Annotated in this window: 16 protein-coding genes; 9 read left to right on the forward strand and 7 right to left on the reverse strand. The window is 43.3% G+C overall.

The genetic code is table 11. From position 1 onward, the window contains the following. Nucleotides 1–2265, reverse strand: a complete 2265-nt coding sequence (locus HRT75_RS01715; protein WP_291182279.1) for a response regulator — start codon at nt 2263–2265, stop codon at nt 1–3. A gap of 104 nt (nt 2266–2369) precedes the next feature. Between HRT75_RS01715 and HRT75_RS01720 the strand changes: the two genes are divergently transcribed. Genes HRT75_RS01720 through HRT75_RS01730 form a run of 3 tightly spaced genes read left to right on the forward strand, consistent with a single transcriptional unit; the run spans nt 2370 to nt 4804 of the window. Next, complete coding sequence (locus tag HRT75_RS01720; protein ID WP_366665006.1) at nt 2370–3521, forward strand: methionine aminotransferase; 1152 nt, start codon at nt 2370–2372, stop codon at nt 3519–3521. 28 nt (nt 3522–3549) lie between these two features. Next, nucleotides 3550–4023, forward strand: coding sequence for an ankyrin repeat domain-containing protein (locus tag HRT75_RS01725; RefSeq protein ID WP_291182280.1), 474 nt, complete (start codon nt 3550–3552; stop codon nt 4021–4023). Further along, the gene (locus HRT75_RS01730) at nt 4016–4804 is read left to right on the forward strand and encodes an amidohydrolase (RefSeq protein WP_291182281.1); all 789 of its coding nucleotides are present in this window, start codon (nt 4016–4018) and stop codon (nt 4802–4804) included. Before HRT75_RS01725 ends, HRT75_RS01730 begins: the two co-directional genes overlap by 8 nt. On the opposite strand, the gene HRT75_RS01735 is transcribed toward HRT75_RS01730, so the two are convergent. Both HRT75_RS01735 and HRT75_RS01740 read right to left on the reverse strand, forming a co-directional pair. Then, nucleotides 4788–6407 carry an Ig-like domain-containing protein gene (locus HRT75_RS01735; RefSeq protein WP_291182282.1) on the reverse strand — a complete coding sequence of 540 codons (1620 nt, stop codon included), beginning with the start codon at nt 6405–6407 and terminating at the stop codon, nt 4788–4790. The genes HRT75_RS01730 and HRT75_RS01735 overlap by 17 nt on opposite strands. Before the next feature lie 66 nt (nt 6408–6473). Beyond that, nucleotides 6474–7142: a phosphoribosyltransferase family protein gene (locus HRT75_RS01740; protein ID WP_291182283.1), complete on the reverse strand. Its 669-nt coding sequence runs from the start codon at nt 7140–7142 to the stop codon at nt 6474–6476. 97 nt (nt 7143–7239) lie between these two features. On the opposite strand from HRT75_RS01740, the gene HRT75_RS01745 reads away from it, so the two are divergent. From HRT75_RS01745 to HRT75_RS01755, 3 genes are all read left to right on the forward strand, one after another. Continuing rightward, nucleotides 7240–8124, forward strand: a complete 885-nt coding sequence (locus HRT75_RS01745) for a hypothetical protein (protein WP_291182284.1) — start codon at nt 7240–7242, stop codon at nt 8122–8124. A 66-nt stretch (nt 8125–8190) separates the two neighbouring features. Further along, complete coding sequence (locus tag HRT75_RS01750; protein WP_291182285.1) at nt 8191–9729, forward strand: glycine--tRNA ligase; 1539 nt, start codon at nt 8191–8193, stop codon at nt 9727–9729. A gap of 225 nt (nt 9730–9954) precedes the next feature. Beyond that, nucleotides 9955–12885, forward strand: a complete 2931-nt coding sequence (locus HRT75_RS01755; protein ID WP_291182286.1) for a GEVED domain-containing protein — start codon at nt 9955–9957, stop codon at nt 12883–12885. Between the two features lie 33 nt (nt 12886–12918). On the opposite strand, the gene HRT75_RS01760 is transcribed toward HRT75_RS01755, so the two are convergent. Together HRT75_RS01760 and HRT75_RS01765 are read right to left on the reverse strand one after the other, a co-directional pair. After that, nucleotides 12919–13260: a hypothetical protein gene (locus tag HRT75_RS01760; protein ID WP_291182287.1), complete on the reverse strand. Its 342-nt coding sequence runs from the start codon at nt 13258–13260 to the stop codon at nt 12919–12921. 42 nt (nt 13261–13302) lie between these two features. After that, nucleotides 13303–16710, reverse strand: coding sequence for a hypothetical protein (locus HRT75_RS01765; protein ID WP_291182288.1), 3408 nt, complete (start codon nt 16708–16710; stop codon nt 13303–13305). A gap of 188 nt (nt 16711–16898) precedes the next feature. Between HRT75_RS01765 and HRT75_RS01770 the strand changes: the two genes are divergently transcribed. From HRT75_RS01770 to HRT75_RS01780, 3 genes are read left to right on the forward strand one after another with little or no spacing between them, the layout of a single operon-like run. Further along, nucleotides 16899–17663: an exodeoxyribonuclease III gene (locus HRT75_RS01770; RefSeq protein ID WP_291182289.1), complete on the forward strand. Its 765-nt coding sequence runs from the start codon at nt 16899–16901 to the stop codon at nt 17661–17663. Nucleotides 17664–17675: 12 nt separating this feature from the next. Then, on the forward strand, nt 17676–17939 hold the full coding sequence (locus tag HRT75_RS01775) for a hypothetical protein (protein WP_291182290.1): 264 nt from the start codon (nt 17676–17678) through the stop codon (nt 17937–17939). Between the two features lie 35 nt (nt 17940–17974). Further along, nucleotides 17975–19012: an aldo/keto reductase gene (locus HRT75_RS01780; RefSeq protein WP_291182291.1), complete on the forward strand. Its 1038-nt coding sequence runs from the start codon at nt 17975–17977 to the stop codon at nt 19010–19012. Here HRT75_RS01780 and radA read toward each other — a convergent pair. Then, a complete protein-coding gene (radA, locus tag HRT75_RS01785) occupies nt 19009–20373 on the reverse strand; it encodes a DNA repair protein RadA (protein WP_291182292.1) in 1365 nt (454 codons plus the stop codon). The genes HRT75_RS01780 and radA overlap by 4 nt on opposite strands. A 268-nt stretch (nt 20374–20641) precedes the next feature. Continuing rightward, a complete protein-coding gene (locus tag HRT75_RS01790) occupies nt 20642–21796 on the reverse strand; it encodes an alpha/beta hydrolase-fold protein (protein WP_291182293.1) in 1155 nt (384 codons plus the stop codon). Nucleotides 21797–21825: the final 29 nt, after the last annotated feature.

Consider the following 21825-nt stretch of genomic DNA (forward strand, 5'->3'; position numbering starts at 1 on the left):
TTACATGGCGCGTAAATGCTGGTTGTCTGAACCGGTATTTTGAATGCGCTGTAAAAAGATATTTTTGAGGATGGTCTGTTTGAACTTGGTGATGTCATAAGGCTTCACGATGATATCATTCATACCAGCCTCAAAGATTGTAAATCGCACCTCTTCAATTTCCACAGCAGTCAAGGCCAAAATAGGAATGTTCTTATTGAACAAACGAATCTCCTTAGTAGCCTGAATCCCATCTTTTACCGGCATATTGATGTCCATCAGGATCAAGTCAAAAGAATGCGTTTTTGCCAGGTCAACAGCTTGTTGTCCGTTTTCTGCAATCACGCAATTAACCTGATGCTTTTCTAAGATCTTTTGGGTAACCTTTTGGTTGATTCGATTGTCTTCTACTACCAATATTGACTTCCCGATAAGGTTTTTGGTATCGATCATGGCTGTGGACTGTTCCTCAGGAGCTTCATTTACTACCTCAAAACCTAAGGAGAAACTAAAGGTTGATCCTTTGCCGGCTTCACTTTCTAAAGTGATAGTCGCATTGGACTTGTCTAGAAGCTTTTTCACAATCGGAAGACCCAATCCGGTTCCCTGATAATTGTAATTGTCTTCTTGTCCAATCTGTAAGAACTCATCAAAAATGTCGGCTTGTTTGTCTTTGGCGATCCCGAGACCGGTATCAATAACACTAAAGCGTACTTTCACTGCTTCACCAGACAGTGATTCTTTAATGACCTTAACAGTAATGGTTCCGTTCTCTGTGAATTTACAGGCGTTACTGATCAAGTTCATCAACACTTGAGCTACTTGCATGGCGTTTCCGCGGACCGTAGTAGGGAGTTCGTGATCTACTTCCAGTCGGAAGGTGTTATTGTTTTGAATCAACAAATACTCAAACGAGCCCGAAATAGTTGTGATGAGCTCACGAAGTTTAAAGACCGAGTGATCGTCTTCATCTTGACTTTTAGAGTCGAGTTTATTGATCTGGAGTACATCGTTGATCAGCGCCAATAGATAATCGGCAGAGAATTTAAGCAAGCTTAAATCTTTTTTGTGTTTGCTCAAAGATTTGTCTTCCATTAAAAGCGTGCTCAGACCAATCACTCCATAAAGTGGCGTACGCAGTTCATGACTTACTGTTGAGAAGAATTTGGTCTTGGCTTTGCTCATGCGCTCGGATTCCTCCTTAGCTTCCTTGTACTCAAGATTCTTGAGTTTTAATTCTTGAACGAGTTTCTTTCTGTTGCGATATGCCATATACAGCAAGATCATTGACAATAAGAAGAATACGGAAAGCGTCAGTAGATAATTGTTCCAACGGCTTTTATCTTTCAAGTTCTGGGCTTGCAGATCTTGTTCTTTTTGAGCCGCGGCCATATCCTTTTTATATTCATCTACCTGGAATTTTGCCGCCATCATTTCAGTCTCCGTAGAGGCGATATCATCTAAATTTTGTTTCAGGTAATTGGTGTACTGCTCTTGCATTTCAAAAGCTTCTTTGTACTTCTCTTGAGCAAAGAGGCTTTCGCTATATCCAAAGTAAGCAGATTCTAATTCTATAGGAAGATCGGCAGCCGTGGATTCTTCTATAACCTTTTTAAAATAAATATCAGCGCTTTCGTAATCTTCTTTGACCAAATAATAGCTTGCTGTTAATCCGTCGAGCCCAATACCGAAAGATTCATGATCGTGATGCTTATGTAGTGCTTTTGATTTAACAATGTGCAAATAGGCTGTTTGGTATTTTTTAAGATCCATCGCAGTTAAGGCAGCATTGTAATGTGCTTTAGCCAAACGCAACGAATCTTTGATAAGCGTAAAACCATCTATGGCTTTTTTGTGAAAGTCCATAGCCAATTTGTAGTTGACATTTACAGTGGAATACATATTGGCCAAATCCATATACGAAAGGGCAACAGCCGTATCGTTCTTGGCCTCCATGGCATATTTTTGAGACTTGAGAAAGCTTTCTTTGGCGTTGACAGTATCGGTAATCACCAGATAATCATAGGCGAGATTGCGATAAGCCAGATGTAAAAGCTCTGGTTTTTTCAAGTAGTTCGCAGCTGCCAATAAGGATATATTGAGCTTTAAAGACTCCTTGTATTGTCCGTTAAAATAATAGAGATCAGAAGTATCAATCAACGCGCGAAACTCCCTTTCTGAAAGGTGTTTCTTTCCATCTGTCAAATTCTGAGCAGTAGCCTGAGTGAGGCAAAAAAGCAGAACAAAAGACGCGAAGTAGCGTAATACGGGGTACCACTTAAGCATAGGTTTTCGATAAATTTGGGCATATCAAATATAGTAAAAACATTGTAAAAACCTAATAGTCAGCCTTTTTTGAGGCCTCTTGGAATTGTTTTATCTTTATATTGATGAATTCCAAACTGCCAAATACCCCCGTCAGCATCTTTAGCGTGATGTCTGCTATGGCTCGAGAAAATAACGCGCTAAACCTGTCACAGGGCTTTCCAAATTTTGATATCGATCCAGAATTACACGAGTTAGTGAGTAGTGCTATGCGGCGCGGAGACAACCAATACGCCCCAATGCCCGGACTGCTTAGGCTTCGGGAACAAATTTCAAAAAAGGTATTTAATTCATCAGGTCGCAAGTATGATCCAGAATCAGAGATCACCGTAACTGCTGGGGCAACACAAGCTATTTATACGGCAATAACGGCACTGGTTCACCCAGGAGATGAGGTGTTGATCTTTGCGCCGGCTTATGATTGTTATCAGCCGGCCATAGAACTACAAGGGGCAAAGGCAGTCGCGGTACAGTTACAGGCACCCGAGTATCGGATCAATTGGGAGCTAGTTCATAAGCATATCACTTCCAAAACACGAATGATCGTGGTCAATACGCCCCACAATCCAAGTGGGACTTTGATGAGCAAATCAGACATGAGGGAATTGGCAAGAATAGCCCTGGCGCATGACCTTTGGGTACTTTCTGATGAGGTTTATGAACACATTGTCTTTGATGGGCAAACACATTACAGCGCCGCTGCATTCGAAGGCCTTGCCAGCAGAAGTATTATTACGGCTTCATTTGGAAAAACTTTTCACACTACGGGCTGGAAAATGGGCTATTGCCTGGCACCCAAAGCACTCATGGAAGAATTTCGAAAAGTGCATCAGTATCTGGTTTTTAGTGTAAATCATCCCATGCAGCAAGCATTAGCTACTTATCTAGAAGAGCCGTCCCGTTATACCAGCTTGGGAGCATTCTATCAAAAGAAGCGAGACCTTTTCCTTAAAGGCCTAGAAGGCACAAATTTTAAAGTAATTCCCAGCGGAGGTACTTATTTTCAAATGGTGGATTACAGCGAGGTCTCTAGGCAATACGATGTAGATTTTGCTCGCTTTTTAACGGAGGAATTCGGCCTTGCCGCGATCCCAACTTCCGTGTTCAACCTGGAAAAGAAAAACGACTTTATGCTGCGCTTTTGCTTTGCCAAAACGGAGCAAACTTTAGAGCAAGCCGCAGAGATCATTCAAAAAATACAACCCCAGTTGGCCTAGCGTTAACTCAATAAAGAATTAAGACCACATGCAAGCCGAATTTATCAATGCTGTTAGAGAAGCCCGTTTGGAAGACATCAAGTCTTACTTGAACAAAAAACCCAATTTACTCAATGGGAAAGACCAACGCGGGTCTACTGCCTTGCTTTTGGCCGCCTATTACGGACACGAGGCTGTGGTAGATTTTTTACTCAGCTTGAATCCAGAATTGGATGCGCAAGATCAAGCGGGGAATACCGCTTTGATGGGGGTTTGTTTTAAGGGCTATTATCCAATTGCAGAAAAGCTCGTCGCTGCTGGCGCCAATGTGAATGCGACCAATTTTAATGGCGCTTCCGCATTGATCTATGCCAGCATGTTCAATAAAGCTGATTTAGTTGCTCTCCTATTGAAAAATAAGGCAGATACCTCCCAAAAGGATGAACGTGGATTTACTGCTGCAGATCATGCAAAAAGTCAAGGCTATCAAGAAATCGTTACCCTAATTGCCTCCCATGAGTAAGAAAAGCCAATTGAATGTCGGAATCCTTCAGCAAGACCTTGTTTGGGAAGATCAACAGGCCAATCGCGATCAGTTTGAAGCAGTTCTTAATGATATTGCCTCTAAATGTGATTTGGTTGTTTTGCCAGAGATGTTCACTACCGGCTTTAGTATGAATGCTGCTGATTTGTGGGAGCCTGTTGACGGGCCTACTACCCAATGGATGCAGCAAATGGCTGCCAAATACAATTCGGCCATTACCGGGAGTATTATCATTAAGCAGGATGACCATTACTACAACCGACTGCTTTTTGTTTACCCTGATGGACAGTATAAAACCTATGACAAGCGCCACTGCTTCACTTTGGCAGGAGAGCATGAGGTATACACCGCAGGAACCGAGCGTTTACACATTGAATTACACGGTTGGCTGATCTGCCCGCTGATCTGTTATGACCTGCGTTTCCCGGTTTGGGCACGCAATACGTCTAATTATGATTTACTGCTTTATGTGGCTAATTGGCCTAAAACGCGCATTAAAGCTTGGGATACCTTGTTGCAGGCGCGAGCCATTGAAAATATGAGCTACTGTGTGGGGGTGAATCGGATTGGTGATGACGGCAACGGCTATCCTTATGTTGGACACACTGCTGTTTATGATCCTTTAGGGGAACGAATATCTACTGCGGATTTTGAATCTCCAATAGCGGAAATCGTCAGTTTAGATGCAGCGTACCAGGATAAGGTTCGGGACAAATTACGCTTTTTAAACGATCGAGATTCTTTTACTCTGGAAGTCTAAAGGTCACCTCTCGAACCCAATTGGAGTTCATTTCTTCAGCACCTTCGGTATAGAAAACGGGTTCTGCCTGAGTTTTATCTAAGAAATTACCCGGATCCCAGCGACCATTGCCATTGAGATCATAAATGACCCGGATGTAGTATTCTCCAGGAGCAATGTATTGGAATTTTACCGGCTTAGCCTCGGTGATGTAGTAGGAGTCATCGAGTTCTCCGTTGGATTTGACCAAATCAACAATGAGTGGATAAGACTTGGCGTTGGCTACATTCACGGTCAAGGTTCCAAAATCACTGTAATTCTGGGTGCCTATTCTAAAGCTTAAGGTGTCGTTCTTGTTTCCAAAATAGTCTGTTATAGCACCGGGAAGCATCTCGATATTGTAGGTTTGAGATTCTCCGTAATCAAAGGGAAATTCTACACGGCTGTACAAGCTGTCAATGCTATAATCAAAAGGAATTTGCATGGAATCCTTGTTGGTGATCTTGATGCGCTCGGTCAAAACACTATCAATAGGCGTATCACTAACTAAAGCAAAGGTCTGATCGAATTCCATACGGCCAGACTTTTCAGCGCGAACATTTAAGGTGTCCATATTAAAATCGCGCCAGCGCAGCACCAAGGTGTCAAAATAAGTTTGATTGTAGGCGTGGAATACCAAACTGTCTGCCTTTACTTTTGGCCGAATCCAAAGACGTAAACTGTCGCGTTCTCTGTCCTTGGTCTGCAAGGTCTCAAAACCAGTTGCAGGTTCAACCATTGAGATTCGTAAGCTGTCTGCTTCGCCACGATATCCAAACAAGACTTGTCCACCAGAAACCTGAACAGGTCGCTCTAAATTGTATTCCAAAACCTCCTTGAAGAGGGTAAGTTCGTAAGTGGTATCTGCCGGTACTTCAATAAACTCTTCCAAATACCCGATCTTATCCTGCCCAGGCTCAAAAGTGTAATTGAAGTTGGAATCTTTCATGGCGGTCAACAAATAGCGTCCCGCCTTTAGATTCTCCAAAGAGAAACCAGAGGTGCTGTCTGTGACGCTGGCGATATAATAAGGCTTTTCCAAAAAGACCACAGAGTCTGTATAGGTAGAGTCTATTTGGTAGAGCATAACGGTCAGCTCCTTTTCAGGCTCGCGCAAAAAAGCATCTTTAACCCGTCCGCTTACAGAAAGACTATCTATGTAAGAACCCGTTGAAAAGACGTAGCGGTAATAAGGATATTCGTTATTCTCATTATTGTCTGCGATACTCTTCCCAAAGTTGATCGCATAGGTCGTGTTGGGCTTGAGCGTATCGTTAATCTTGATCTTGATGAATTTGGCCGCACCTAAAGGAGAAATGTCTGGCGGATTATCAAACGGAGGGGAAACGATCATTTGCCTTGAGGCATTGTTGAGTCTCACGTATTCATCAAAGTAGATGCGAATCTCCTTGGCGTCAAAATTTACACTGTAATTCTCTGGTACCGTGCGAACCACTACAGGAGGGATGGTATCTCTTGGGCCGCCTTCTGGGCTTCCTTTTTTTGCGCATGAGGCAGGGCTTAAGGTCAACAGACCTGCGCAAATCAGAATAAGAAAGGCTTTAAAGAAAGCGGGCATGTTCATAATCGGCAAATTAACAACTATCTGGGTTTTTACAGGGACAAAACAGCTACTTTTTTGGCATCCGTTTTATTCAGAGATAGCAATAGTAGCAAAACTCAGTTTTATATCCCTTGTGTTTAACAGCACTTTTGCACAGGCCTCTAAGGTTGCTCCGGTAGTTACAATATCATCTACCAGCAGAATATGTGAGCCCTTGGCGAGTTCAAAGTTTTTGTTGATCTCAAAGTGATGTGCTCTTTGAAATCGACTTTTACGTCCGAGTTTAACCAGAGACCGCTTTCCGTCTTTACGAATCAATGCCTTAGGAAGTACGGGCACCTGAAGATGTTTGCCCAAACTAAGCGCAAAACGATCCACTTGATTATATCCTCGTTTGCGTTTTCTTTTATTGCTGAGTGGAACCGGAATAATAAGATCAAACTTGGGCTGATTTTGGGTGGATTTTAGCGCTTCTACCATCCGAAGGGCAAAAAAGACTCCTAATTGTTGTTGTCCTTTGTATTTCAATTGATGCAATAGTTGCTGTGTAAGATTGGTCTTTTCAAAGCGCAATAAGCTGAACGCACTTTCCAAGCGCAATCGACCATAAAATTGTCTGACAAAGGCATTGTCGTTGATATTAATTGGGAAGCAAATAGGCAGTTCGTTTTGGCAATTGACACACAACATCTGTGAACCATCAGAGAGTCTACGGTCACAACCGCAACATAGGTGCGGAAAAAACAGCTTTAACATTTTAGAAAGGATTATTCGCCAAAAAGAGGCGTTATATGGGAAGTGACTGCTACATTTGCATTCTCATTATCAATGAAATATAACAAATAATTATATCATGAGTACAGAAAACAGCACAACGAAATTTAAAGTGCTAATTGGCGTATTGGCCTTTTTACTGATCGCATTGGGTATCTACACGGTAAGCCTGTATAACAGCAGCCGAGAAACTACCAACAGCCTGACCGAGGACAAAGTGAAGATCGAGTCAGAATTGGAATCACTCATCAAAGAATACGATGTGGTAATCCAAGAGAATGATATTAAAGACAAAGACCTTTTGGCTGCCAAGCAGCGCATTGAGGTGCTTTTGGATTCGGTTAAAGATTCCGAAGCCAATATGGCCTTGATCCGTCGTTATCGTTCAGAGATTGGACGCCTAAAAAAGGAACGTCTAGAACTCTTTAAGCGTGCCGACAGCCTTATTGCCTTAAACCAAGTGCTTTTGACAGAAAGAGATAGTACCGCGACCATTCTCTCTCAAACATTGAGAACAGTAGATTCCGTAGCCATTGAGAATCAAACCCTAGCCGAGACTGTGGCTAAAGGGGCAGAAGTCAAAGTGGCTGATCTAGCTGCAGAAGCTGTTATTGTTAGAAACAGTGGACGCATTGTAGACACGCGCAGAGCAAGTCGTGCTGATAAGGTGCGCTCTTGCTTTACTTTAACGGAAAATGCTATTGCCAGCCCAGGAGATCGTTTGCTTTTGGTGCAGGTGATCAACCCGAAGAACAATGTTTTGGGAGATAAGGCGGTAATGAACTTTGAAGACGACACCTCTTTAACCTACAGTGCTACAACTAAGGTGTTCTATGAGAATGAGGAGTTGGATGTCTGTGTGATGGTCAATGCTGCCGAGGAAGATTTGGTAAGCGGATTGTACACGATCAATGTTTTTGACGGCGCTAAGCAAGTTGCTTCAACTACCCTTACCCTCAAGTAAATAAGATCCATTAAAAAAACAGAGCCACTGCGATGCTATCGTAGTGGCTTTTTTTATTTTTGCGCCATGGCACAAAACGACGATCAATTCAAACGCGTTGTATCACACGCAAAAGAGTACGGTTATATTTTCGGATCCAGTGAGATCTACGACGGATTAAGCGCAGTCTATGACTATGCGCAAAACGGAGTCGAACTCAAAAAGAACATCCGTGAATACTGGTGGAAATCCATGGTGCAAATGCATCAGAATATAGTGGGTATCGATGCAGCGATTCTAATGCATCCAACCACTTGGAAGGCTTCGGGTCACGTCGATGCCTTTAACGATCCGCTTATTGATAACAAAGATTCTAAGAAGCGTTATCGTGCCGATGTTTTGATTGAAGACTATTGTGAGAAACTCAATCAAAAAGCACAAAAAGAGATCACTAAAGCCCGAAAGCGCTTTGGCGATAGTTTTGATGAGCAACAATTTGTGGAGACCAATCCGCGAGTGATCAAATACAAGACCCAACAAAAAGAGATCTTAGAGCGTATGGCGCGTTCCTTAGACAATGAAGACTTGGCCGATGTCAAGGCTTTGATTGAAGAGCTCGGTATTGCAGATCCTGTTTCTGGTTCAAAGAACTGGACAGATGTTAAGCAATTCAATTTGATGTTTGGGACTAAGTTGGGTGCTTCTGCAGAATCAGCAACAGATCTTTACTTGCGCCCAGAGACCGCTCAGGGGATCTTTGTAAACTTCTTGAACGTGCAGAAAACGGGCCGTATGAAGATTCCTTTTGGAATTGCTCAAACCGGAAAGGCCTTTAGAAACGAGATTGTTGCGCGTCAATTCATCTTTAGAATGCGTGAGTTTGAACAAATGGAGATGCAGTTCTTTGTGCGTCCAGGAGAAGAACTCAAATGGTATGAGTACTGGAAGGAGACGCGCCTAAAATGGCACCTTTCCCTAGGAATGGGAGCGGAGAATTATCGTTTCCACGATCATGAAAAGCTCGCTCACTACGCCAATGCAGCAGCAGATATAGAATTCAACTTCCCGTTTGGTTTCAAAGAGTTGGAAGGAATTCACTCCAGAACAGACTTTGACTTGAAAGCCCACGAGCAACATTCAGGCAAGAAGTTGCAGTTCTTTGATCCGGAATTAGGAGAAAACTACGTGCCTTATGTGGTGGAGACCTCTATTGGTTTGGATCGAATGTTCCTGGCCGTGCTTTCACACAGTTTGGAAGAAGAGCAATTAGATGATGGTAATTCAAGAACAGTCCTGAAGTTACCAGCAGTGTTAGCTCCAGTTAAAGCCGCGGTACTTCCTTTAGTTAAAAAGGATGGTTTGCCAGACTTGGCTAAGTCCATAATAGAAGACCTGCAGTGGGATTTCAACGTGCTTTACGACGAAAAAGACGCCGTTGGACGTCGCTACCGCAGACAAGATGCTTTGGGGACTCCGTTCTGTATTACAATTGATCATCAATCCCTAGAAGATCAGACGGTAACCATAAGACATCGGGATTCTATGCAACAAGAACGTGTTGCGATCTCAGAAGTCTCAAAAATTATTGGTCAAGCCGTTGCTGTAAAGACTTGGCTGGATAAGTAATCCCTAGCTATTAAGTAGGATAATTTTAACAACTTTACTTTCAAGCTCTTAGAGAGATGACTGCTTCAGAATTGATGTAAGTCTCTGGATTAGAGTGCTGATAATCAAGATGATATTTGTCGTTTTGAGCCGAAATTATTGGTCAAATTCGTTGCTGATTTAGTGGAAAGCCCTTACATTAGATGACTTTTTAATTAATGTGCTGACTAAAAACTAAACTTTAACATGAGACTGAAAAATTATCTTTCGGTACTGCTGTTGTTATTTGGAGTGTTGACACTTCAAGCGCAAGAGGGGCCGATGTCATTTGGAACAGTAGATAAGATGACTTATGTGGAGCCATTATCCACACGTTCATCCTTAATTCCTGCTGTTGACGATCCACGCGAAGTACAAGATGGACGTATCCGCGCAAGCTGGGTAAAGACCGTTCCTGGAAAAGGAGTGGATTTCAATGCAGAACTTAATGCATCAAAGAGAAATATTCTTGAAGGAGCTGTTCCAACAAGAGGTGTAGACTTCTCATTTACTGCCGCATTTACTTCTTCTTCTCCAACAGATCCTGCCGGAGCTATTGGACCTAACCACTACTTTGCAGTATTCAACACTGGATTCAGAATTTTTGAAAAAGATGGAACTCCATTAACTGGACAACTTTCTCCATTGAATATTTTCCCAGATCCAGGATGTTGTGATTTGACTGTATCTTATGATAACGCTGCAGATCGTTGGGTAGTTACTTTCTTAGGTGGAGGTGCTCAGATCGCTGTATCTGATGGACCAGACCCTGTAACTGCTGGGTGGTTTGTATACGAAGTATCGACTATTAATGACTACCAAAAATTATCTGTTTGGAGTGATGGATACTACATCACCGATAACAACGCGAACCCAACACAGCGAATCACCGCTCTTGAGCGTGATGCAATGCTAGCGGGTGACCCTGGAGCACAGACCATCACTTTTGGTCTTCCAGATATCGCTACTAATGGATTCTATAGCCCACAGGCATTCAACGTTTCTAACGCTGATCTTCCTGCTACAGGATCTCTTCCAATTGTATTTGTACAAGACGATGCTTTCTCTGGAGTAGATCCAGGAAACGACCACATTGGTCTTTGGGAGATTGATGTTAACTGGGCAAGTCCAGGATCTTCTACAGTATCTGGGAAGCAAGAGATTCCACTAGATCCTTTTACTTCTGTATTTGATGGTGGATCTTTCTCTAACTTGCCACAGCCAGGAGGTGTATTGATCGACGCGATTCAATCTACTATCATGAACCAGGCGCAATTCCGCAAGTTCCCAACTTATAACTCTGCGATCTTCAATTTTGTAGAAGACACAGACCCAACTGGTGGTAAACTAGCTGGTATTCGTTGGATCGAACTACGTCAAGACGGTGACGGACAGCCTTGGTCTTTGTTCCAAGAAGGTACGTACAACGCTCCTGATGGAAAGCACGCTTGGATGGGATCTATGATTATGGACAACCAAGGTAACATTGGTATGGGATACATGGGTATGTCAGGACCAACTACTTCATCTACTGTTTTTGCTAGTAGCTACTTTACTGGACGTTTGTCTTCAGACCCAATGGGTACTATGTCTGTAGCTGAGACTTTGATCGAGCCAGGTACTGGAAACTTCCCGAACCTTCGTGCAGGTGACTACAGCAAGATTGATGTTGACCCATCTGATGACCAAACATTCTACTTCAACAACGAGCAGATCATCTCAGGAGGTCGTGCTAACATTGTTGGTGTATTTAAACTAGCTGCTGAATTTGACAACGACACTGGAGTTGTAGCAATTGTTCAGCCAAGTGACGGAACCTTGAGTACTACTGAGACTGTTGAAGTATTGGTTAGAAACTTTGGTATCCTTCCTCAAACTGATATTCCTGTTTCTTTCTCTGTTGATGGTGGAGCACCTGTAAGTGAGCTTGTTCCTGGTCCTGTTGGATCTGGAGAGACTGTATCTTATACGTTCACTGCAACTGCAGACCTAGGAACTATTGGAACTACTTATACGGTGACTGCTAGAACAGATCTTGCTGGTGACGAGTTCCCAGACAACGATGAGGTTTCTAAAGATGTTACTTACCTAGATGCAAATGATGTTGGTGTTACTGCACTAAACAGCCCGACTTCAGGATCTGGATTGACAGCTGCTGAAACGGTAACGGTAACGATCACTAACTTTGGTGGGGAGCCACAAACGTCTATCCCAGTATCCTACTCAATTGATGGTGGTGCACCGATTACAGAGACTTGGACTGGTTCTATCGACACGGGTGAAACCGACACCTACACCTTTACTGCAACTGCAGATCTGTCTGCACTTGCCGTTTACGAGTTTGTTGTAGGCACTTCTTTGGCTGGTGATGCTGACACTACTAATGATGCTATCACTGTTGAGGTTGAAAACACTGTTTGTCAACCAGAAAGTAACTGTGAAGGATTCAACGATGGTGTGACTATGCTTCAATTGGCAGATCAAGACCTTATGGTTGACTGTAGCTCTTCTGGATATACGGACAACACAGATATCGTATTTAACTTTGTGCTAGAAGACAATCCATATGATGGAGTTCTTCAAATGGGATGGCCAGATTCATCTTACGCAATGTGGATTGACTGGAACGATAACTTCGTTTTTGAGCCAACTGAAATCGTTGAGACTGGAAGCGTACCAAACGCAGATACTGACTTCCCATTCAATATTGATCTATCTGTATTCCCTGGTTTAAATACTGGTGAGCACTTGATGCGTGTTCGTGGAGAAGATACTGACCAAGCTGGTAACGTATTGGATCCTTGTGACGATCTTGCATTTGGTAGAACAAACGACTTTACTGCAAACGTAACTGGAGTATTGGGTGTAGATGAGCAAGGTATTGCTGATGCAGACTTGATCATCACAAGCTCAAACCAAGAAGTGTTTGAAATTACTTTGAGCAACCCTCAAATTACAAGCGACCTAAACATTCAGGTACACAACGTAATGGGTCAAAAGATTCTTTCTAATATGATTGCTAATCAAGGAGGAACTTTCACCTACACATTAGATATGTCTTACGTATCTTCAGGCGTTTACTTAGTACGTGTTGGTAATGCCAACTACGGAAAGGTTAAGCGTATTATAGTTAAGTAATTAACTAACCAACCAACCCTAGAAGGCGGAATTTTATTCCGCCTTTTTTTGTATCTCAGAAATACTGACAGGACCCGCCATGTCACAGCGGTTCATGCGTCTTAGGCGGCTGAATTTTACCCAAACTTCCAATTGATCAATTTTAAATTCTTCCTTCAGATCAATAGGGTCCAGGTATTCGTTTTCTAATTTGATCACCACGGGACAGCCCGCTTCTTGCGGTTGTACAATTACAGTGGCGGCGGTAAATCCAGCTTCGGTCATCATTTGTGTTTTAGCGGCTTTGTCGGCCTCAGAAGTTGTAGCTTGCTGACTCGAAATACAAGAGGCAGAAAGGCAAAAAGCTAAGGCAAAAAGCGCGAGTAATGGTTTCATATGCGGTGGTTTTCATATGCAAAGTACAAAGAACGTACCGAACTAGAAAAACGCTCTCAATTGCACGCTACCCGTATGTATGGCCTTGCTTTGCTCACTTTTTCTCCCAAAGTAGGAGAGGTTTGCATCTAGGTATTTGGTGATCTTTTGTTGGAGTAAAAGGTTCCAAGTAAAGTTGGTTCCCGGTTGTAGGCCTTCCAGAATTTGATAAGCCACTGGAGAGAACGCACTCCCGCTAAAGCTGTTATCGATATAGTTGAATTCTGCCGTAATGGATGAATTTTGTGATTTATTATAGGCAAAAAGTACCGTGAATCGATGTTGATCAAGAGCCTCTTCTCCCAAGGCGTTGGATTTTCCCGTAAAGGTATAGCCAACGTCCAAGCGTGTAGTTTTATTCCACAAATAGGAGAGTTTTGGATTGTAGGTCTCTGTTTGAATCTCAAAATTTCTACTGGGGAAGTTTTCCGCCAAACTCTCGCTGTCAGACCAAGTACTTCTCGCGTTGAGCAAAAAGAAAGTACCGATCTTATGATTGAAGTTAAGCTGATGACTACTGAGTCTATTTTCCTGCAATCCCGTGGCCAGTAAGTTTTTGTTTGCTGTGCTGAGGTAGGTATAACTCGTTGTATAACGTTGTTTCCCGCGATTGAAGAACAGTACGTTTTTAAAGTTGAGTTGAAGCCCTAATTGATCATCTCCCGCATCTTCAAAAGGGTTGATCTTGAATCGACCTTCGTTTCTACGCACACTGCGATCAATCAAATAAGAGGCTTGATTATAGAACTGAGAAAGGATCTTTTTGAACTTGTTCTCACTGTTGGCCCATTGCTTGGGTTGCAAGGTGATGCTTTGACTAAAAGCGTTTTGGTTGATGGGCACAAAGGTTCTGTTGGGTAGCAGCACGCGTACATATTCTGCCTCATCTTGAAATTGTGCGATCTCAAATTCATCCAATTCCTGAATCCCGTTCTCGTTATAATCGTTCCAGGTATAGATTCCTTGTCCGGGTTCAACGGCCACATAAGTGAATTCTTGCTGCGGAATCACACCGCTGTTGGATTCAAAAAGCGTGGTCCCTACTACTGCACCTTTCCATAGGCGTTGATTGTAACTCAAACGTCCATTGAGCACTTGTTCATCAGGCATGTCAGTCTGATCGAAGCGCGTGCGTCGGTAATTGGCAATCAGGCTTAATTGCGTAGCCTGAGTATTGAAGATCTTGGTTTTTGCATAGTAGGATTCAGCACTGGCTACACGTTGTAGTTGATTGCTCACCACACTGTCTGTAACGCGATTGATATAACCAATTTCCACATAGACTTTGGTAGAGTCTCCAACCCCGGCATAGGCTTGGTATTCCGTGAATTTTTGACTCAAGGGAGTGAGGGAATCGTTGGGTGTGGCTCGTTGTTGGTTGTCCTCAAAATTGAACTTACCACCCACCCAGTAGGCTCCTAAATTTTGACGTGTATTGACAAACACACGGGCAAAATCAGATTTTAAACTATCTCCAGAACTACTCAAAACACTGGCATTGATAAAGGCTTGAGTGTTTTTGTGTAGCAGATTGCTATTCAGCACATGGCGTGAACCGTTAAAGCTTCCGTCAAAATCTAAATATTGAAATTCGTAACGGGCAGCTCCCCATTTCTTTAGCGCTCCTTCAAGACCTCCAATGGCATAGGTTTGATCTCCTGTGGGCATTAGCAGGTTCCAGTCTCGGGTAAATTCCACATTAAATAAGCGCTCAATGGACTGATATTCTTCTTGGAGGTAGTTGATATTGGCAAAGGCATCCAAGCGTGTGGCCAGACTGTCTTTACGCACTAAAGCTTGTGCTAAAGTTAGACGGGCAGCTAGCCCATTATTATCGTTGTCATCAATATCAGAAAAGAGGTTGCGGTCGTTTCTACTGGCGCTGAGTTCAAAGCCGATTTGCGTCTTTTTAGTAGGGCTATAGCTTCCGTGAATTCCGCCAACCTGCAGTAGGGTTGGAGCTACCAGAGGCACTACGGGTTCATAGTCTCCTTGAGGCACTCCTCCAACGGGCGGGACAAATTCAAAGATCCTGCTGATGGTATTTTCTGATTGGATCACGTAGTTCCCGTTATTGGCTCCCACAAATGAAAAACGCACATTGAAGAGCTCATCATCCGGATTGTCAGAGAACACAAAGGCCTCAATGCCGGCAATGGTCTCTCTTCTATAGAGAATCTTGTTTTCTGAGAAGGTGTCAGGAACTGCAGAAGGTGCGTTCATCAGGCTCAGATCGTCTCCTGCATTTTGCAGCACGCCTACTTGTTCTTCCGTTAGGTTTTGTTGGAGCGGCTGATTTTTAGCGTCGGATTCGCTGTAGGCATAAGCGCTGATCTGAAAGTTATCATTGCTGTAACCGCCGTTTCCGTAGCCGATAAAGCGCGTGTAATTGCGGTCTGTGAATTGATATTCCACCACAATTCGCATGGAAGCATTGATGGGGAAGGTTGGGTTGAATCTGACCTCTCCCGCATTGTAATCAATCACGTAGTCTTTGTTCTCGCCGCGCTCCAAAAGCAGTCCGTTCACAAAGACGCGCTCACTGCCAGAAATGATCAAAATGAACAATTCCCCGTTTGGACCAACCAGTTTATAAGGACCCTGGTTACCTTCTTGCCCTGCAAAGGTGCTTCTGCTAAAAACCCCGCGAACCAAAGCGCCAGCAACTCCAAAATGGGTCTCACTGCTGTCTTTATGCGTTAGGGTTCCACCAATGGAGATCCCTTGGATCTTTTTGGTAAAGTTCCCAAAATAGGTTCCGCTTTGATTCAGGTTGATATCACCAGCGCGAATGTTCCAATTCTTACCGTAAAGCTCTACAAAGATCTGGTCAAACTCGTCTAGATTTTGGGAGTAACCACCTTCTTGAGTAGGAATATTGGCATCTTGAATAGAGGCGCGAATAGAAACCTTTTCACTCAAACGTCCGGTGATTTGCAGATCCAATTCAGAATTGACCACCGCATTTTGATTGTTCCCTATCGTGACGCCTCGGGTAATGCTACCGTTAGCATTCAAGCCTTGAAAAGGGGTGCTGTTGCGCCGGGTTGTCGCTTGCTGTAAGCTGTATAATCGATCAATATTGCCCGAATTACTCACAATCAAGTTCGGGTCCAGGTTGGCGTATCTGCGGGTCAGGAACTCTGGATAGCGTTGATATCTGATCTCAATGCTGTCTGATTGAACGCTGCTGTTGAATCGCAGGGTAGCGCGGGTAAAGTCTATTTCATAATCGGTTTGATCTAGCCGAGTTCCCTCCGAAGAAAACACCTCAAAATAACTTGGGTTTATACTCACAGAATCAACGGCAATACTGTCACTTTTTGCCACACGGATACTACGACGCAGGCCATCCTGGGCAAAAGTTCCCTGGCAGATCAGCAATACGATTACAAGTATAGTTTGGCGCACCCTAAGGCATTTAATCAAGCTATATATAAAACTGAAAGGAACTAGAATTATTTTGTTGATTTGTTAATGAAAATTTATGACTTACCGCTTCAGTAAATGTACAATACTGTCTTAACTTAGCATATTGGCCAGCCGTACTATTTTTCAAGGATAGTCGCTCTTCTGCCCTGGCAATAACAACTTATTTTATGAAGATCATCTCCTATAACGTCAACGGTATCCGCGCAGCCATGAACAAAGGCCTTACGGACTGGTTGCAGGCTGCAAATCCGGATGTGTTTTTAATCCAAGAAACCAAGGCCATGCAAGAGCAGGTAGACACTGCTGCTTTAGAAGCTGCGGGTTATCCCTATCACTATTGGTTCAGTGCAGAAAAGAAAGGCTACAGTGGAGTAGCGGTGCTTTGCAAAGAAGAGCCAAAAAATGTGGTTTATGGGACGGGAATCGATTATATGGATATTGAAGGGCGTAATCTGCGTGTGGATTTTGAGGATGTTTCTGTGATGAGTCTTTATTTGCCTAGTGGGACCAATGACGCCCGTCTTGGATTCAAATTCAAGTATATGGATGACTTTAGAGCCTATATCGATGGCTTGCGAGAAGAAGTTCCCAACTTGGTGATTGGAGGGGACTACAACATCTGTCACGAAGCTATTGATATCCACGATCCGGTGCGCAACAAAAAGGTTTCTGGGTTCTTACCAGAGGAACGCGCGTGGCTGGATGCTTTTATGAAAAGTGGTTTTGTAGATTCATTCAGACACCTCAATAAGGAACCGCATAACTATACCTGGTGGAGCTATCGCGCTAATTCAAGAGCCAATAACAAAGGTTGGCGTATTGACTACAATTTGGTTTCAGAACCCTTGAAAGAGAACATTAAACGGGCTGTAATTTTATCAGAGGCGGTGCACAGTGATCACTGTCCGCATATGGTGGAGCTTGGATTTTAATTGGAGTAGGTCATGGATGCTTTTTTGAATTATCTGCCGATAATAGTAGTCACTGCTTTGATGGCCTTTTTGTTTGCACAATCTAAAAAAGAGAAAACAATTTTGTGGGATCAAATCTCGCAGGTGAAATATGCTGTACAGCGTAGGGAATTACGAATCTTTTCGTCCAACCAAAAGATTATAGCGCCACTGCATCTTGTGGGATTTCCGCAGTTGATCAAAGAAATAGAAGTTAAGACCGGTGAAAGCCTTGCCCATTTGAATATTCCCAAATAGCGAGTGTTGACCATACTAAAAAGTAGAATTGCATTATGAGATATAAAGAACTTCCTGGAACTGGAATTGAAGTAAGTAAGATCTGCCTTGGCAGCATGACCTGGGGGGAGCAAAATTCCCAAGAAGAAGGTTTTGCACAGATGGATATGGCCTTGGATATGGGTGTTAACTTTATTGACACTGCGGAGATGTATTCCGTGCCGGGCCGAGCAGAAACTCAGGGAAGCACAGAGACCATTATTGGAAATTGGTTTGCTGAGCGCGGGAATCGTGATCAAGTGATCTTGGCTACCAAGATTGCCGGGCCGAGTCCTACTTTTAAACATATTAGACCCAATCTTGGTTTTTCTGCGGATGCTTTAGAGGATGCCTTACACAAATCTTTGACGCGTTTAAAGACGGATTATATCGACCTTTATCAACTCCATTGGCCGGAAAGAGCGGTTAATATCTTTGGAGTTCGCGATTATAACCACGCACCCAATGCACGTTGGGAAGACAATATTGGGGAGATCTTAGATCGATTGGAAGGGCATGTGAAGTCTGGGAAGATCAGACATATCGCCGTAAGTAATGAAACACCCTTTGGATTGATGCGCTATATGGAAGAGCACCGCAAGGGGAAACTCAAAATTGTTTCTACTCAGAATGCTTACAGTTTATTGCAGCGCAGAGATGAGATTGGCCTCTCTGAAGTTTTGCAAATGGAAGACATTGGATACTTGGCGTATTCGCCATTGGCCTTTGGAGTATTGTCTGGAAAATATTTGAATGGAGCCATGCCTGAGGGAGCTCGAGTTACTTTGTTTCCTAATTACAACCGATACAATGGAGACGCCTCTCTGGCAGCAACTCAAGAGTATAAGAACATTGCAGAACAGCACGGAATGAGCCTAACCCAAATGGCGCTTGCATTCGTAAACGACAGACCGTTTATGACCTCTAACATCATTGGTGCGACTAGTTTGAGTCAGCTAAAAGAGAATATAGAAAGTATCGATATTCAACTTTCTGATGAGGTCATCCGCGCCATCAATGAGGTACACAGCAAAATGCCGAATCCGGCGGCTTAGCCAAAGAGAATTCGAACCAGATCAGCAACTTTGGCTATTTTGACCACATCAATGGAATAATCTCCTGGATTGACTTTGTTTTGATCGGAAATTACAATGCGTTCAAAGCCGAGTTTTTCTGCCTCGGAGATGCGTTGTTCAATTCGAGTAACTGCTCTGACCTCTCCAGACAATCCCACCTCGGCAGCAAAGCATTGCGATCGGTCTATAGCAATATCAACATTGGATGACAAGATTGCAGCGGCGAGCGCCAGGTCTATAGCGGGATCTTCCACTCGGATACCTCCAGTAATGTTTAAAAACACATCTTTTGCCCCCAGTTTAAATCCGGCTCTTTTCTCTAAAACTGCCAAGAGCATATTGAGTCGTTTCACATTAAATCCGGTTGCAGACCTTTGAGGTGTGCCGTATACTGCGCTGCTGACCAAGGCTTGAACCTCAATCAGTAAAGGTCGCATTCCTTCAAGTGTGGCAGCAACTGCGGTGCCACTCATAGGTTCCGTGAATTGTGATAACAGGATTTCAGATGGATTGGTGACTTCACGCAATCCCGTGCTTTGCATTTCAAAGATTCCAAGTTCATTGGTGGAGCCAAAACGGTTCTTATGGGCTCTCAGCAAGCGGTATACATGATTTCTATCGCCTTCAAATTGAAGCACGGTATCCACCATGTGTTCTAAAATCTTTGGCCCTGCAATATTCCCGTCCTTGGTAATGTGTCCAATGAGAATTACAGGAGTATTGGTCTCTTTGGCAAATTGCAGTAATTCTGAGGTGCTCTCTCTGATCTGCGAAATACTGCCCGCACCACTTTCAATATGATTGGTATGAATGGTTTGCACCGAGTCTATCACTAATATCTCCGGTTGTACTTCCCCGATATGTCTAAAGATCTGTTGGGTTTGTGTTTCGGTCAGGATGAGACAATGGTCGGTGTTTTCTGCTAAGCGAGAAGCTCGCATTTTGATTTGCTGAGCACTTTCTTCTCCGGATACGTATAAGGTCTTGGCCTTGAGTTGCAATGCAACTTGCAGCATAAGCGTACTTTTTCCAATACCAGGTTCTCCTCCCAAAAGAACTAAAGACCCTGGAACCAATCCGCCTCCAAGAACACGCTCCAATTCCATGTTACCTGTGGCAATTCGTTTTTGAGCTTCTAAGGAGATCTCCGAAATCATCCCTGGTTTCGGTGCGCGTTTACTGCTGACGGTTTCCGCTTCCCAGGATTTTGATTTATCGGCCTTTTGGATCACCTCTTCATTGATGGTGTTCCACTGTTTGCAGGAATTACACTGCCCTTGCCACTTGGCGTATTGGGCGCCGCAATTCTGACAAAAAAATGCTGTTTTGGTTTTGGCCATATCAATCCCGAAAATAGTCATATTTCTGCGCTCGGAGAAATTGAAAAAGACATCTTTTTGACTGAAGACAATGCCAGCATATTACTTCACTAAAAAAAAGGACTGTTTCACTAAAAATATAGCTGTAGTATATGGTATTGGATTAATTTTCGGTGGCACTTTCCCAAAGCTACCTATCTGCTGCACTATCAAACTGCTGGGACATGGCAGGTAACGCAAATTGTGGTGCAGTAGTAATTAAAAAGCCCTGCAGATGCAGGGCTTTTTTTTACCATCCAAAATCTTCTTTGATCTTGTCGGCTTTATCTAACATGAGGTCTATAGTAATGAAATCAACCTCTTCTTTGTCATAAGCGCCTTGATAGGTTCGCATGGCCTTTTTGGGTTCACCCATTTCTTCATAATGGCGGGCTAAGTAGTAATCACCCAAAACGGTATCCGGATACTGACTTCTGGCCAGTTTGGCAATTTCTCCTAAGGCTTCCCATTTCTGAGTCTTCTCCGCAGCCGTTGCGACCGCAATAATGTCTTTTACACGAATGGTGTTTTCCAAACCAAATAGCTCTTTGATGGTCCCGTACTTTTCCATTAAATAATCATAAGGCGAACCGGGAAGTTTGAGCAACACCTCTTTGTATTCCTTCTTGCTGATGGGACGATACACTTGAAAGATCTGCTCCAACGCTCGAGGGATAGCACGCCCAACTAAGGAATAGTGGGTGGCTCCGTCAAAATTGTCAAAGTAGTATTTCAGGTTGGGACTGTCAATGACCTTTAGTCGTTCATTGAGGTCAACAGAGATGTCCATCAGGTCTTTTACATCGTCAGTTCCTGTAGCCAAGTAGTAGAAGATCTTATCTTCAATGCTCGGAAGTCTTTCAGCCAAGCGCTCATCCATCAGCGGAGCTAGATCAGGACTCAGTGAAATATATCCTTGGAATAGTGGTGGCTCCTTAAACAAATAGTAGTTGATGAAGTTGGCTGTAAAATCGTGTCCTACGGCAATAACAAACTTTGCCGTTCGATAATTGTCGTCCAAAAATGGAATCAATTCCATCCCCACAAATTCAAAAAAGGCCGCGCCGGTATCTGCAGGAAAGAATTCAGTATCATCGTAATAACAATCATCATAACGCTCATCACCCGTTTGCATAATACCAACCACAATAGCTTCTGGCATATCTTCCCAGTAGGAATAATAGTCTACATTCCCGGCGACAGGTTCAAAGAGGTAATTACCGTCTAGGGCAATCACTATAGGGTATACTTTATCTTCTTCGGAATTGTAAGAACGGGGAAGTTGAATTTTGAGCTTTCGGTTTTCCCCCAAACGCTCGGAGGCAAACTCTTCATAAACAACTTGGGCTTGGAGCATTCCGGAGGTGCTCACTGCCAAAAGCAGCAGTACTAAAATACGCTTCATGATAAGGGACTTAGTTAATTATGTCCCGT

Origin of the sequence: Gilvibacter sp., from assembly GCF_013214815.1 — a bacterium.
GTDB lineage: Bacteria > Bacteroidota > Bacteroidia > Flavobacteriales > Flavobacteriaceae > Gilvibacter.